12 protein-coding genes are annotated in these 13,131 nt (G+C 61.0%); 5 read left to right on the top strand and 7 right to left on the bottom strand.

Annotation, left to right across the window (positions count from 1 at the left end; genetic code table 11):
- Nucleotides 1-87: 87 nt before the first annotated feature.
- Nucleotides 88-993 carry a LysR substrate-binding domain-containing protein gene (locus PHS32_RS07250; protein ID WP_301078257.1) on the bottom strand — a complete coding sequence of 302 codons (906 nt, stop codon included), beginning with the start codon at nucleotides 991-993 and terminating at the stop codon, nucleotides 88-90.
- A 263-nt stretch (nucleotides 994-1,256) separates the two neighbouring features.
- Here PHS32_RS07250 and PHS32_RS07245 point away from each other — a divergent pair, with 263 nt between their 5' ends.
- Both PHS32_RS07245 and PHS32_RS07240 read left to right on the top strand, forming a co-directional pair.
- Nucleotides 1,257-2,453, top strand: a complete 1,197-nt coding sequence (locus PHS32_RS07245; RefSeq protein ID WP_301078256.1) for an acyl-CoA dehydrogenase — start codon at nucleotides 1,257-1,259, stop codon at nucleotides 2,451-2,453.
- Between the two features lie 299 nt (nucleotides 2,454-2,752).
- Nucleotides 2,753-4,003, top strand: a complete 1,251-nt coding sequence (locus PHS32_RS07240) for a CaiB/BaiF CoA-transferase family protein (RefSeq protein ID WP_301078255.1) — start codon at nucleotides 2,753-2,755, stop codon at nucleotides 4,001-4,003.
- Nucleotides 4,004-4,014: 11 nt separating this feature from the next.
- Here PHS32_RS07240 and PHS32_RS07235 read toward each other — a convergent pair whose 3' ends face one another.
- The 3 genes from PHS32_RS07235 to ald all read right to left on the bottom strand — a co-directional run bounded on the left by PHS32_RS07235 (nucleotide 4,015) and on the right by ald (nucleotide 6,747).
- Nucleotides 4,015-4,914, bottom strand: a complete 900-nt coding sequence (locus PHS32_RS07235; RefSeq protein ID WP_301078254.1) for a DMT family transporter — start codon at nucleotides 4,912-4,914, stop codon at nucleotides 4,015-4,017.
- Nucleotides 4,915-4,945: 31 nt separating this feature from the next.
- Nucleotides 4,946-5,464 (bottom strand): flavin reductase family protein, encoded by a 519-nt coding sequence (locus tag PHS32_RS07230; protein WP_301078253.1) that lies wholly within the window; start codon nucleotides 5,462-5,464, stop codon nucleotides 4,946-4,948.
- A gap of 167 nt (nucleotides 5,465-5,631) precedes the next feature.
- Nucleotides 5,632-6,747: an alanine dehydrogenase gene (gene ald, locus PHS32_RS07225; protein ID WP_301078252.1), complete on the bottom strand. Its 1,116-nt coding sequence runs from the start codon at nucleotides 6,745-6,747 to the stop codon at nucleotides 5,632-5,634.
- 151 nt (nucleotides 6,748-6,898) lie between these two features.
- On the opposite strand from ald, the gene mnmD reads away from it, so the two are divergent.
- The gene (gene mnmD / locus PHS32_RS07220; protein WP_301078251.1) at nucleotides 6,899-7,669 is read left to right on the top strand and encodes a tRNA (5-methylaminomethyl-2-thiouridine)(34)-methyltransferase MnmD; all 771 of its coding nucleotides are present in this window, start codon (nucleotides 6,899-6,901) and stop codon (nucleotides 7,667-7,669) included.
- On the opposite strand, the gene PHS32_RS07215 is transcribed toward mnmD, so the two are convergent.
- Both PHS32_RS07215 and PHS32_RS07210 read right to left on the bottom strand, forming a co-directional pair.
- Nucleotides 7,619-9,124: a CoA-acylating methylmalonate-semialdehyde dehydrogenase gene (locus tag PHS32_RS07215; protein ID WP_301078250.1), complete on the bottom strand. Its 1,506-nt coding sequence runs from the start codon at nucleotides 9,122-9,124 to the stop codon at nucleotides 7,619-7,621. The two genes, mnmD and PHS32_RS07215, sit on opposite strands and share 51 nt — an antisense overlap.
- Before the next feature lie 25 nt (nucleotides 9,125-9,149).
- A complete protein-coding gene (locus tag PHS32_RS07210) occupies nucleotides 9,150-10,499 on the bottom strand; it encodes an aspartate aminotransferase family protein (protein WP_301078249.1) in 1,350 nt (449 codons plus the stop codon).
- A gap of 94 nt (nucleotides 10,500-10,593) precedes the next feature.
- Between PHS32_RS07210 and PHS32_RS07205 the strand changes: the two genes are divergently transcribed.
- The gene (locus PHS32_RS07205; RefSeq protein ID WP_301078248.1) at nucleotides 10,594-11,538 is read left to right on the top strand and encodes a LysR family transcriptional regulator; all 945 of its coding nucleotides are present in this window, start codon (nucleotides 10,594-10,596) and stop codon (nucleotides 11,536-11,538) included.
- A 305-nt stretch (nucleotides 11,539-11,843) separates the two neighbouring features.
- Nucleotides 11,844-12,344, top strand: a complete 501-nt coding sequence (locus PHS32_RS07200; RefSeq protein ID WP_301078247.1) for a hypothetical protein — start codon at nucleotides 11,844-11,846, stop codon at nucleotides 12,342-12,344.
- A gap of 14 nt (nucleotides 12,345-12,358) precedes the next feature.
- Here the strand turns inward: PHS32_RS07200 and PHS32_RS07195 are convergent, their stop codons facing one another.
- Complete coding sequence (locus PHS32_RS07195; RefSeq protein ID WP_301078246.1) at nucleotides 12,359-12,961, bottom strand: hypothetical protein; 603 nt, start codon at nucleotides 12,959-12,961, stop codon at nucleotides 12,359-12,361.
- Nucleotides 12,962-13,131 lie beyond the last annotated feature (170 nt).

The raw sequence follows: 13,131 nt of genomic DNA, 5'->3' as shown, positions 1-13,131 counted from the left end.
GCCTGTCAGCGTCTATACGGGGTCGGGATTGTAGACCCTGCTACTGGAAGGCTCCCGCGGCCCACGGCAGCGGCACCCGATAGGTGGCTAGGTTGTTTGCAGTGCGGCTTGCTGTAGCCAAGTCAGAAAGGTTTTCATGACCGGCCGCTCGTCAGCACGCTCGGGCGTCACCAGATAGTAAGCCCGCTCGCCGCGGACCGACCGCTGGCACGCCACCACCAACTCGCCACGCAGCAGCTCAGCCTCGATCAACAGGCGCGGCAGCAGCGCCAGGCCCAGTCCGTGCGCCGCCGCTGCCGCAGTCATGGAGAACAGCTCGTAGCGCGGCCCCGACAAAGCCAGTGGCGCAGTCACCCCAACGGCGTCAAACCACTGCCGCCAGCCGGTTGGCCGGGTACTTTGTTGCAGCAGGGGCAGTTGCGCAATGGCCTGCGGCGTCAGCGCGTGCTGGGCGCCCAAAAACTTGGGACTGCATACCGGCACCACGTCTTCCGACAGCAAGCGCACCGCGCGGGTGCCGGCCCAATTGCTCATCTGTTCGGCGGACCCGGCGTACAGCGCGGCATCAAACGGCGTATCGGCAAACATGAAGGCCCGCGTGCGGGTTTCGATGTGGACGGTGATGTCCGGGTGTAATGCGGCCAGTTCCGGCAGGCGCGGTATCAGCCAGCGCGTCGCAAACGTCGGTACTGCCGCCAGGTGGATGCCGCCGCCACTGCCCTGGGTCGACATCACGTCCAGTGTGTCTTGTTCCAGCGCCTGCAAGCGCGGCGCTATCTGGGCGGCGTATTCGGCGCCGCGTTCGGTCAGTGCCACGCCGTGACGGGTGCGTCGAAACAAGGCCACGCCCAGGAACGCCTCCAGTGCCGCGAGTTGGCGCGACACCGCACCCTGGGTCAGCGCCAGTTCCTGCGCGGCGCGCGTGTAACTTTGGTGTCGGGCCGCCGCTTCAAAGCACAAGAGGGCTTGAAGAGAGGGTATTTTATTCCGCATGATGTGCTAAATATACATAATGCACTTGTTGAGCTGAATGGCAATTGCTATCTTATTAGTAGCTTTATAAGCAATGAATATTGGAAAATACGACGCATCACCATATGTTTTGAGAATTCCAGAAATCCCAACAAGAATTTACATATTAGTAAACATCATAACTGGATGACAACAAATCGTTTGCTGTTGCCAGCCGCCCGGCGCTACCATTCGCTCTCAACTGTCGCTGCGGCGATTCAAAATTTTTTACCAGGAGATCCCTCATGGCCCATGCATCTTTCAATTGGCAAGACCCCTTTTTGCTTGACGCGCAACTTGGCGACGATGAGCGCATGGTGCGCGATGCCGCCGCCGCTTATTGCCAGGACAAACTGCAGCCGCGCGTGATGGAAGCCTTCCGCGCGGAAAAAACCGATGCCACGATCTTCCGCGAAATGGGCGCGCTGGGTCTGCTGGGCCCGACCATTCCCGAGGCCTACGGCGGCCCGGGCCTGAACTATGTGGCCTACGGCTTGATCGCGCGCGAAGTGGAGCGCGTGGACAGTGGCTACCGCTCCATGATGAGCGTCCAAAGCTCGCTGGTGATGTTGCCCATTTTTGAATTTGGCAACTTGGCCACCAAGCAAAAATACCTGCCCAAGCTGGCCACCGGCGAGTGGATCGGCTGCTTCGGCCTGACCGAGCCGGACCATGGCTCGGACCCTGGTTCGATGGCGTCACGCGCGCACAAGGTGGCCGGCGGCTACAAGCTGTCGGGCACCAAGATGTGGATTTCCAACAGCCCGATTGCCGACGTCTTTGTGGTCTGGGCCAAAGAGGTGAGCGCGAGCGGTCAGGTGGGACCGATCCGTGGCTTTGTGCTGGACAAGGGCGCCGCGGGCTTGAGCGCCCCCGCCATTCACGGCAAGGTCGGCCTGCGCGCCAGCATCACCGGTGAAGTCGTGATGGACGGTGTCTTTTGCCCGGAAGAGAACGCCTTCCCTGAGGTGCAAGGTTTGAAGGGTCCCTTCACCTGCCTGAATTCGGCCCGCTACGGCATTGCCTGGGGCGCCTTGGGCGCGGCCGAAGATTGCTGGCTGCGCGCCCGCCAATATGTGTTGGACCGCAAGCAGTTTGGCCGGCCCCTGGCGGCTAACCAGCTGATCCAGAAAAAACTGGCCGACATGCAAACCGAGATCGCACTGGGCCTGCAAGGCTGCCTGCGGCTGGGTCGCATGAAGGACGAAGGTACGGCGTCCAGCGAAATCACCTCCATCCTGAAGCGCAATTCCTGCGGCAAAGCACTCGACATTGCCCGTCTGGCGCGCGACATGATGGGCGGCAACGGTATCTCGGACGAATTCGGCGTGGCCCGGCATCTGGTGAATCTGGAAGTGGTGAACACCTATGAAGGCACGCACGACATCCACGCCCTGATTCTGGGCCGGGCGCAAACCGGTATTGCGGCGTTTGCGAACTGATCTTCCTACTGTTTTCATGCCGGCTTTTGTGGTAGCCGCAAGGGGGCTGGGGCGGCGCCCTCATGCTGTCAAAGGCCCAGAAAACGAAGTTTCAGAGGAGACTAACTTGCATGCAAGTTATGTCGTAACTAAATCGGTCGCCACCCCAACCCCCTTGCAGCCGCAGTTTGGTTGGCTTTCAAAGACTGAAATATCCGAAAGCCAGTGCCTCGGCGATTTGACTTTTGCAGTATCCAACTCTCTGCCTAAGCCACTATGGCAGACCGATAAACCGCGAGTGAACAAAGGAAAGAATATTCATGGGTGAAAAACAATCGGCGCTGGGCCACATCAAGGTTCTGGATCTCTCGCGGGTACTCGCAGGCCCCTGGTGCACGCAGATGCTGGCGGATCTGGGCGCAGACGTGGTCAAGGTCGAGCGCCCCGGCCTGGGGGACGATACGCGTCAGTGGGGACCCCCGTTTCTGAAAGACGCGCAGGGAAATGACACCTCACAGGCGACCTATTTCACCGCCTGCAACCGCAATAAACGCTCTGTCACCATCGACATGGCCAAGCCGCAGGGGCAGCAACTGATTCGCCAGATGGCGGCGCAAAGCGATATTCTGGTTGAGAATTTCAAGGTCGGCGGTCTGCAGCAATACGGGCTGGATTACGCCAGTTTGAAAGCCGTCAATTCGCGTCTGATTTATTGTTCCGTCACCGGTTTTGGCCAGGACGGACCGTATGCCGAACGTGCTGGCTACGATTTGATGATCCAGGCCATGAGCGGGATGATGAGCATCACCGGCCGCTCCGACACAGTGCCGGGGGGCGGGCCGCAGCGCGTGGGGGTCGCCCTGACGGACATCTTCACCGGTGTCTACGCATGTGGCGCCATCCTCGCGGCGATCGAGGTGCGCCATCGCAGCGGCCAGGGGCAGTACATCGACATGGCTTTGCTGGATGTCGGGATGGCCATTTTGGGCAATCAGGCGGCCGGTTTTTTGAACACCGGCCAAGTGCCGCAGCGCCAAGGCAACAGCCACCCCAGTCTGGCGCCTTACCAGGACTTTCAGACGCTGGACGGGGCCATGTTGCTGGCGATCGGCAATGACGGGCAGTTCGCCCGTTTCTGCGAGGCTGCGGCACATCCTGAATGGGCCGCCGATCCCCGTTTTGCCAGCAACACACTGCGCGTAAAGAACCGCGAAGCGCTGATCCCGCTGATGCAGGCGGTGACCGGCACGCGGACCACGGCGCAGTGGATTGCGCTGCTGGAGGACAAGGCGGTTCCTTGTGGTCCGATCAACGATTTGGGGCAGGCCTTCGACGATGCCCAGGTCAAAGCCCGTGGTTTGGTGGTGCGGCAAGCGCTGGATCCTGCCGCCAGCGCACAGACAGCGGTTGCATCCATCGCCACCGTGGCCAGTCCGCTGCGTCTGACGACGACGCCACCGGTGCTGCGCCGGGCGCCGCCGGCGCTGGGCCAGCATACCGACGAAGTGCTGGCCGAGATGGGGCTGGACGGCGCCGCCGTGGCCGCTTTGCACCGCGCCGGGGTGGTATGAGCCGGTTCTGTCTACGCCGCCGGCTTGCGGTTCACCAGCACGATGCCGACCGCCACCATGAACAAGGCGGCGATCAGATTGATGGTTACCGGCTCATGCAGCCAGAGTGAGCCAAACAACAGGGCAAAGACCGGGGTCAGGAAAACGAAGGACGAAATCTTGGTCGCCGGGTAGTGCCCCAGCATCCACATCCAGGCCAGGTAGCTGGCAAAAGCGCCGACCACGGTTTGCAGCAGCAAGGAGCTGATGGCGAAGGCGCCGAAAGTCCAGACCCAGTGCTCGTTCAGCAACACTGACAGCAGCGGCAGTGTCAGCGCGCTGACGCCGACCTGGTAAAACAGCAGTTTCTCGGGTGATACCTGCGCCAACCTTGAGCTGCGAATGACCACCGTGGTCAGTCCCCAGAACATGCCGGCCGCCAGCGCCAGCAAGTCACCCTGCCATTGTTGGGCATTGTGTGTCGTCGCCAAGCCTTCGCGCAGCGCAAACACCACGGCAGAAAATGCAAAGGCCAGGCCCAGCCATTGCATGGGGCGCAATCTCTCCGATGGCGCAAAAAGAGGCAGCAAAAGCGCCACCCAGAACGGCGAGGTGTAGAGAAACACGGTCAGACGCGAGGCGGCCGAAAACTGCAAACCGGCGTACAGGCAGGCAAACTCAAGGGCGAACAAAGTGCCCGCCAGCAGTCCCGTGAAGAGGGAGCCATCGCGCGCAAAGAGGCGTACCCCGCGCCAGCGGCACCAGAGGTACAGCAGCAGCGTTGCCCCGACAAAGCGAATGGCGGCCTGGAACACTGGCGGCAGATCGGGGATGGTGGCCTTCACCAATACTTGCTGAAAGCCCCAGAACAGGCAGCAGCCCAGCAGCAAGCTGATGGCGAGCCCGTCGAGCTGACTTTTGCGGGGGGTCATGGCGCTTCGATCAGTGGCGTGGCTGGCCGCGCTATAGCGGGTGCTCGGTGTAGAACTTGCCGCCGTGAAACAACAGCGGTGAGGCGCCGGCGCGGTGTGCGCAGCGTTCCACCTCGCCGACAAAAATGACGTGATCGCCTTCTTCGTAGCGGCTGCGGTTGAAGCACTCGAAATGGGCTACCGCTCCGACCAGCAAAGGTGCGCCGCCGACGCCGTCAATGAACGCCACATCCGCAAAACGATCCACCCCTTTGGCGGCAAAACGCTTGGCCAGTGCCTGTTGATCGGATCCCAGAATGTTGATCGCATAGTGCGATCCGGTGCTGAAAGCGAGCATCGACGCAGCGGCCCGGGCCAGGCTCCACAGCACCAGTGGCGGCTCCAGTGAAACCGAGTTGAAGGAGTTGACGGTCAGTCCGACCAGACCGCCCTCGGCGGTGCGGGCGGTCATGATCGTCACCCCGGTGGCAAACATGCCCAGTGCAGTTCGAAACTCGGATTGGGAAAAATTGGGGGCTTGTGCCTTGCGGCCTGAATGAAACAAAGACATGGGCGCAATTTACCCCAGTTTTGCGGTGACTGAGGCGGCGCCAGCAAATTGATCGGGCCCGCGTTGCGGGCCCGATCCGGCGTCATTTTGTGCCGAGCTACACGGCAAGCCTGGCGATCACTGGCAGAGCCGGTCCTGCCATGGTGCCACCCGGCTCAACGACCCCCTCAAGCCAGCAGGCTGTCGGCGCTCACGTAAGCGTAGCCCAAGTCCCGTGCCACTGCTTCGTAGGTCACCTGACCATTGGCCACATTCAAGCCGTTCTTCAGATGTGCGTTGTCTTTCAAGGCCTGCTTCCAGCCCTTGTCGGCCAGCGCCACGGCGTGTGCAATGGTGGCGTTGTTGAGCGCAAAGGTGGAGGTACGGGCCACGGCGCCGGGCATGTTGGCCACGCAGTAGTGCACCACGCCGTCAACGACGTAGGTCGGGTCGGCATGCGTGGTAGCGTGCGAGGTCTCGAAGCAGCCACCCTGGTCAATCGCCACATCGACGATCACGGCGCCTTTTTTCATGCGCGAAATCATGCTGCGAGTTACCAGCTTGGGTGCCGCAGCGCCGGGGATCAAGACGCCCCCAACCACCAGGTCGGCATCCAGCACGGCATCTTCCACGCTTTGCGCGTTGGAATAGACTGTGCTGATGCGGTTGCCAAACACCAGATCGAGTTGCCGCAGACGGTCCACGTTCTTGTCCAGCACCGTGACGCGTGCGCCCATGCCCACCGCCATTTGCAGCGCATGGGTGCCGACGACACCGGCACCGAGGATGGCTACGTGGGCCGCCGGTACACCGGGCACCCCGCCCAGCAGCACGCCCATGCCGCCCTTGGATTTTTCCAGATGCGAAGCCCCCGCATGCACTGCCATGCGTCCAGCCACTTCGCTCATGGGCGCCAGCAGGGGCAGCCCGCCGCCGGGGCCGGTGATGGTTTCGTAGGCAATGCAGATGGCGCCTGATTTGATAAGGGCTGCGGTCTGTTCCGGGTCCGGCGCCAGGTGCAGGTAGGTGTACAGAATTTGACCAGGGCGCAGCATGGCGCACTCTTGCGGCTGCGGTTCCTTGACCTTGACGATCATGTCGGCTTTGGCGAACACTGTTTTGGCGTCAGCCGCCAGCGTGGCACCGGCCGCCGTGTATTGCTCGTCGGTCAAGCCGATGGCGGCACCGGCACCGGTTTGCACCAACACCTGGTGGCCATGCGAGGTAAGCTCGCGCACGCTGGCCGGCGTCAGGCCGACGCGGTATTCGTGGTTCTTGATTTCCTTTGGTAGTCCGATCAGCATGCAGTTCTCCAGATTCATTGTTGCGAAAGATTGCAGTGTGTGGCAAGACAAGGAATAAGAGAACAACAATTAATATTTCAATCGCTTCATTCATATGTCTAATGTGGGATCTGACCGGTCCCTGTTTGGTATAACGTTCCTTGCTTATCCCATGAACGAAGCTCTGCTCTGGATGGACGACGGCAGCCCGCACAGTCCGCGTTTCAATGACCGGTACCGATCGCGTTCCGGCGGTTTGGCGCAGGCGGTCTCGGTCTTTCTCGCCGGTTGTGGCCTGCCCGCCAACTGGCGCGGCAGGGATCGGTTCACGGTGCTCGAAACCGGCTTTGGCCTGGGCTTGAACTTCCTTGCGACCTGGGCGGCATGGGAGGCAGACCCCCAGCGCTGTGATCGTCTGCATTTTGTATCGATTGAAGCTTACCCGGTAGCGGCGGCCGACATCGTGCGCAGTGCGCGGACCGCTCAGGCGGCCAACGCGGCAGACTCCCCGCTGTTGGCGCGGCTGCAGGTCCTGGCGCAGGAGCTCGCTCAAGTCTGGCGTGATCTGTCACCGGGCCTTCATGTATTTCGCTTTGCCGACGGACGCGTGCAATTGACCCTGGCTGTCGGTCAAGTGCAAGCCATGCTGGAGCGTCTTGTTGCCACGGCCGATGCGGTGTACCTGGATGGCTTCAGTCCTGCGCGCAATCCGGAAATGTGGTCAAAGGCGACCTTGCAGGCGGTGGTGCTGCATTGCCGAGCCGGCACCACCCTGGCCAGCTACACGGTGGCCCGGAGCGTGCGCGAGGAACTCGGACAACTTGGCTTTTGCGTCGAAAAGTGCCCGGGCCTGCCACCCAAACGCCATCGTCTCCAGGCGGTGTTTAGCGACTCACCGGTTGGTCGGGAAGCTGAAAACCGCGCCCTCCCGCACACCGGCTGAGGGCCAGCGTTGGGTGATGGTCTTGCGCTTGGTGTAAAAACGCACGGCATCCGGGCCGTAGGCATGCAGGTCACCGAACAGCGAACGTTTCCAGCCGCCAAAGGAGTGATACGCCACCGGCACCGGCAACGGTACGTTGACGCCTACCATGCCGACCAGAATGTTGTCGCTGAAGTACCTGGCTGCCTCGCCGTCGCGGGTGAAGATGCAGGTGCCGTTGCCGTATTCGTGGGCGTCGATCAAGTCCATCGCTTCCTGTAGCGTTTTGACGCGCATCACGCCCAGCACCGGGCCGAAGATTTCTTCCTGGTAAATCTTCATGCCGGGTTTCACATGGTCGAACAGGCAGGCGCCCAGGAAGTAACCGCCTTCAGCGCCGTTCACCTTGACGCCGCGGCCATCCACCACCAGCGTCGCGCCTTCCGCGACGCCCTGGTCGACAAAGCCCTTGACCTTGTTGAAATGTTGCTGGGTGACCAGCGGGCCCATGTCGTTGGCCGCATCGGTGCCGGGGCCAACCTTCATTTTGGCGATTTCGACCTTCAGTCCGGCGACCACGGCGTCAGCGGTCGCATCGCCCACCGCTACCACCAGCGGAATCGCCATGCAACGTTCGCCGCAGGAACCGTAGGCGGCGCCCATCAAGGCGCTGACGGCGTTGGGGACGTCCGCGTCGGGCATCACCACCGCGTGGTTCTTGGCGCCGCCAAGGGCCTGCACCCGCTTGCCGTTGGCGCAGCCGGTGGCATAGATGTACTCGGCAATCGGTGTCGAGCCGACAAAGCTGACAGCCTGCACGCGCTTGTCGGTCAACAAGGTGTCCACCGCCTCTTTGTCGCCGTTCACCACATTGAGCACGCCCGGTGGCAACCCGGCTTGCAGCGCCAACTGCGCCACCAGCAACGCACTGCTGGGATCGCGCTCGGACGGTTTCAGCACAAAAGTATTGCCGCAGGCGATCGCCATGGGCCACATCCACAAGGGCACCATGACCGGGAAGTTGAACGGGGTGATGCCGGCGGTGACGCCCAGCGCCTGAAACTCGCTCCACGAGTCCATGGCCGGGCCGACGTTCTTGCTGTGCTCGCCCTTGAGCAACTCGGGGGCGTAGCTGGCGTACTCGACGTTTTCAATGCCGCGCTGCAGTTCACCCATGGAATCGCTCAGCACCTTGCCGTGTTCAGCGGTGACCAGGGCGCAGATCGCCTCGGCGTTTTCTTCCAGCAAATTCTTCAGTTTGCTCATGACCCGCGCACGCTTGAGCGGCGGTGTCGCGCGCCAAGCCGGGTAGGCCGCGTGGGCCGAGGCGATGGCTTGCTCGACCGTGGTCTTGTCGGCCAGCAACAGGCGTTTTTCAGCTTTGCCGGTGGCTGGGTTGAAAACTTCTTGCGAGCGGCTGCCACCGGCCACCAGTTGGCCGTCAATCAGGTGTTGAATCAAGGGGAGTGTTTGCATAAGAGGATAGGTCAAGGGAATGGCTTCAAGCCGTGTGGTTGATGGATTCACCCAATGCGTTGATCAGGCTGTCGATCTGAGCCGGGGTGGTGATGAAAGGCGGCGCCAATTGAATGGTATCCCCACCGTAGCGCACATAAAAGCCCTTTTTCAGCATCGCCATGGCAATCTCATAAGGACGGCGTGCCGGCTCGCCCGGCAAGGCGTCTATGGTCAGTCCTGCCGCCAGGCCGAAGTTGCGGATGTCAGTGATGTGCTTGGCACCTTTGAGGCTGTGCACCGCGTTTTCAAAATGAGGTGCCAGTGCTTTCACCTGGGCCACTGCATTTTCCTTGACCAGCAGATCCAGCGTGGCCAAGCCGGCGGCACAGGGCACGGGGTGAGCCGAGTAGGTATAGCCGTGCGCGAATTCCAGCATGTAATCCGGCCCGCCTTGTGCCATGAAAGTGTCGTAAATGTCCTTCTTGGCCAGCACGGCACCCATCGGTTGCGCGCCATTGGTGATTTGCTTGGCGACATTCATGATGTCGGGTGTGACGCCAAAAGCCTCGGCCCCGGTGTAAGCACCGGCGCGGCCAAAGCCGGTAATCACTTCGTCAAAAATCAGCAGGATGTTGTTGGCGGTGCAAATGTCGCGCAGACGTTGCAGGTAGCCCTTGGGCGGAATCACCACACCGGCCGAGCCCGAAAACGGCTCCACAATCACCGCCGCAATATTGCTGGCATCGTGCAGGGCGATGAGCTTGAGCAAGTCGTCTGCCAACTCGGCCCCTTTGTCCGGCATGCCGCGCGAAAAAGCATTGCTCGCCAACTGCGTGTGGGGCAAGTGGTCGGCCTCGATACCCTGCCCAAAGGTCTTGCGGTTGCCGCCGATGCCACCGACCGAAATGCCGCCAAAGTTGACGCCGTGGTAGCCTTTTTCGCGTCCGATCAGGCGGGTTTTTTGGCCCTGCCCCTTGGCACGCCAGTAGGCACGGGCCATTTTGAGAGAGGTATCGGCGGACTCGGAACCGGAGCCGGTGAAGAAGACGTAGTCCAGTCCGGCGGGCGTCAGCTCCTTGAGTTTATTGGCCAGCGCAAACGACAGCGGATGGCCAAATTGAAAAGCCGGCGAGTAGTCCATCGTCGCCATCTGGCGTGCCACCGCTTCCGTAATTTCGGTGCGGCCATGGCCCAGTCCGCAGCACCACAGGCCCGACAGCCCGTCGAAGATCTGTTTGCCATGGCTGTCGGTGTAATAGCAGCCCTTGGCCGCCACCATCATGCGCGGGTTGGCCTTGAACTCGCGGTTGGCGGTAAAAGGCATCCAGTGGGCGTCCAGCCAGGCGGCGTCGAGGCGGGGTGTGGCCAGGTGTTGGGCATCGTTCAGGTTCATGCTGTCTCCGGTGTGGGTGGGGGAAGAGTTGGCAATTTTGAGTGTCTCTGTTACTCTTGTAAATGTATAAGTATCACTATTAAGTTGTCAATCTATGCAAGTAAAAGGTCGAGCCGCGCTGGGGCAGCTGAGCGATATGGACATCCGCCTGCTGCGCGTCTTCAAGAGTGTGGTGGAGTGCGGCGGCATGGCGGCGGCGGAGTTGGAACTCAACATCGGCACTTCCACCGTCAGTCGCCATATCAAGGATCTGGAAACCCGCCTGGGGCTGACCCTGTGTCGGCGCGGCCGCGCCGGCTTCGCCCTGACAACGGAGGGTCAGCAGATTTATACCGAGACGCTACGGCTGCTGGCTGGAGCCGATGCCTTTCGCGCCAGTGTTGACGAGATTCACCGCCGCATGGGCGGGCAGCTCAACATTGCGGTGTTCGATAAAACCGCCAGCAACCCGGCCGCCCACATTGGCAGCGCCATCGCCCTGTTTTCGGAGCTGGCACCGGAAGTAAGCCTGCACTTGTTCGTTGCGCCACTGAACACCATAGAGCGTGGCGTCATCGATGGCCAGTTTCAGGTCGGGGTCATTCCGGGGCACCGCAGCTCGGAGACGCTGGTTTACGAGGAACTGTTTGACGAGACCATGCTGCTGTACTGCGGAGCCCGGAGTGTGCTGTTCGAGGCCCAACCGGCGGCCATGGGTTGGGACGATTTGCGCAGGTATAACTTCGCCGGGCTGGGCTACCACTCGCCGAATATGGAAATCAGCCAGCAGCAACGGTTGTCGCGCAAGGCCACCGGCTACGACCAGGAATCCATCGCCACGCTGATCCTGTCGGGCAAGTACCTGGGATTTTTGCCCGACCATTACGCGCAGGCGTTTGTGCTCAGCGGTCAGATGCGCGCCGTCAAGCCGGCTTTGTTTCGTTACAGCTGCAGTTTTTTCAGCATCGTGCGGCGTTCCCCTCAGCCTTCAAGGGTGACGCGGGCGTTTCAGGAATGTTTGCTGAAGGCGCATGGATCGACCGGCCGGTCCGCAAAATAAACCCCCAGGGCGCATGTAACAAGCGTAACGAGAGCCTGGGAGGGTGGGAGCAGAGGGAACTAAAGCCAAATTCGAGAGCCCAAACAAAACTCGGTTTCAGGTAGGGGCGCCTGCCGGCCATGTGCCGGGCGGTCCGATCAGGGTCCGTTTGATGCGGTGGTCAGCGCCTGCGTGGCGGTCTTGCGAAAGATCAACCTGCCACAGCGGCATGGCCTTAGACTCAACTGCCGCAATGGCTTTGCCCTGTTGGATGTTTTCACGTTGCCGGCTGGGGAGTTCGGCGAACGTTTGTTTTGGAGCGCATCATGAAAACCGCAAGATTTCTTTTCGCATTTCTGCTGTTCACGATCACCTTGGCGGCGTGTACCACCACCGGTATCGGTGGCGGCCAACTGTCCGGCACCGGGGCTCAGGACGAACCTGTCACGTTCAGCTGGACCAGCACCGACGGCGGCATGTCCGGCAGCATGGTGGCGACGCTTCCGGGCGTGACGTTCCAGGGCCGGTTCTTTCAAATCACCCAGCAGACGCGGGCCGAGATGTTGAATCCGCTGTGGATGCACTGGCACAACGGCTGGAACGACTGGCCTTATTGGGGCCGGCCGCTGGCGTCGCCGTACCCGACCACCCAGTTCATCACGCACTACTCGGGCAAGGTGGTTGCCACGCTGGAGTCGCAGGGCAAGCAGTACATGCGTTGCCGCTTCCATCTGGTCGACCCGGCGCGCGGCATGTCGGGTGGCGGCGAGGGCGAGTGCCAACTCACCGAAGGCCGGCTGGTGCGAGCGGCCTTTCCAGGGAAATAGCGCTCGCCATCGCATCAGGTTTTGTCGGGGGCTGCTTTTTCTCCTAACCCGGCGCGAAAATTCTCTAGCTTGGCCTCATAGTCGGCGGCTTCGCCGTAGGCCAGAAAACGCGCATAGCGCGAATGCGTCCCGAGTACCTTGCGCGCGTGCTTGATCGGGCAAAAGTATTCCTCCGTTCGCCCCAGGATCTCGCTCATGTAAGCCATCAGGCCGTTGCCATAAGCACAGTAGCTACAGTGAAATTTCTCGATGAAATTGAGGTATTCAAGCTGCTGCCGGTCAAACACGATGTAGTCGCCGCGGCGCACCTTGGTAATTCCGTAAATCGGGAAACAGCTGGCCTGATAGAAGCTCACGCACAAGTCCAGCAAGAGCAGCGGAACAATCATGCTGTAGATGATGGGGCCGGTGAGCAGGTTCTGCGGCCGGTAGGTCACCAGCCAGTGGAAAAATCCGCTCTTGAGTTGCCGGTGGGCCTGGCGGATGGAGGCTTCGAACTCGACTCGCTTGCCCTTGATCTGGAATAAGGCGCTGACCTCTTGCTCCTGCACGGCTTTGCGCAAATCGCCCTCAAGAGCACTCATCTGGTCCAGCAACTGGCGGATTTTTTCGTTCATGATGGCTCCATCGGCACATCATGCCTGAATCCTGCCGGAGAGAGCTTAGGGTTATGGTGAATAAGTAGCGTCAAAACGTCGGCACCAGCGCACGGCACCGAAGTTTTGCAAAGTCGGGTTCAAATTGGCGCTTTTTTGTGACCCATCGGGCCTGTTTCTTGGGCCTCTCG

Origin of the sequence: Rhodoferax sp. (assembly GCF_028714215.1) — a bacterium.
Lineage (GTDB): Bacteria > Pseudomonadota > Gammaproteobacteria > Burkholderiales > Burkholderiaceae_C > Rhodoferax.
The sequence above is the reverse complement of the archived record's forward strand: the minus strand, read 5'-3'. Positions and strand labels throughout refer to the sequence as shown.

Coding starts and splice junctions, on each gene's coding strand:
- PHS32_RS07195 (WP_301078246.1), bottom strand. CDS start 12,961: ATGAACGAAAAAATCCGCCAGTTGCTGGACCAGATGAGTGCTCTTGAG.
- PHS32_RS07200 (WP_301078247.1), top strand. CDS start 11,844: ATGAAAACCGCAAGATTTCTTTTCGCATTTCTGCTGTTCACGATCACC.
- PHS32_RS07215 (WP_301078250.1), bottom strand. CDS start 9,124: ATGCAAACACTCCCCTTGATTCAACACCTGATTGACGGCCAACTGGTG.
- PHS32_RS07250 (WP_301078257.1), bottom strand. CDS start 993: ATGCGGAATAAAATACCCTCTCTTCAAGCCCTCTTGTGCTTTGAAGCG.
- PHS32_RS07210 (WP_301078249.1), bottom strand. CDS start 10,499: ATGAACCTGAACGATGCCCAACACCTGGCCACACCCCGCCTCGACGCC.
- PHS32_RS07235 (WP_301078254.1), bottom strand. CDS start 4,914: ATGACCCCCCGCAAAAGTCAGCTCGACGGGCTCGCCATCAGCTTGCTG.
- PHS32_RS07240 (WP_301078255.1), top strand. CDS start 2,753: ATGGGTGAAAAACAATCGGCGCTGGGCCACATCAAGGTTCTGGATCTC.
- mnmD (WP_301078251.1), top strand. CDS start 6,899: ATGAACGAAGCTCTGCTCTGGATGGACGACGGCAGCCCGCACAGTCCG.
- ald (WP_301078252.1), bottom strand. CDS start 6,747: ATGCTGATCGGACTACCAAAGGAAATCAAGAACCACGAATACCGCGTC.
- PHS32_RS07245 (WP_301078256.1), top strand. CDS start 1,257: ATGGCCCATGCATCTTTCAATTGGCAAGACCCCTTTTTGCTTGACGCG.
- PHS32_RS07205 (WP_301078248.1), top strand. CDS start 10,594: ATGCAAGTAAAAGGTCGAGCCGCGCTGGGGCAGCTGAGCGATATGGAC.
- PHS32_RS07230 (WP_301078253.1), bottom strand. CDS start 5,464: ATGTCTTTGTTTCATTCAGGCCGCAAGGCACAAGCCCCCAATTTTTCC.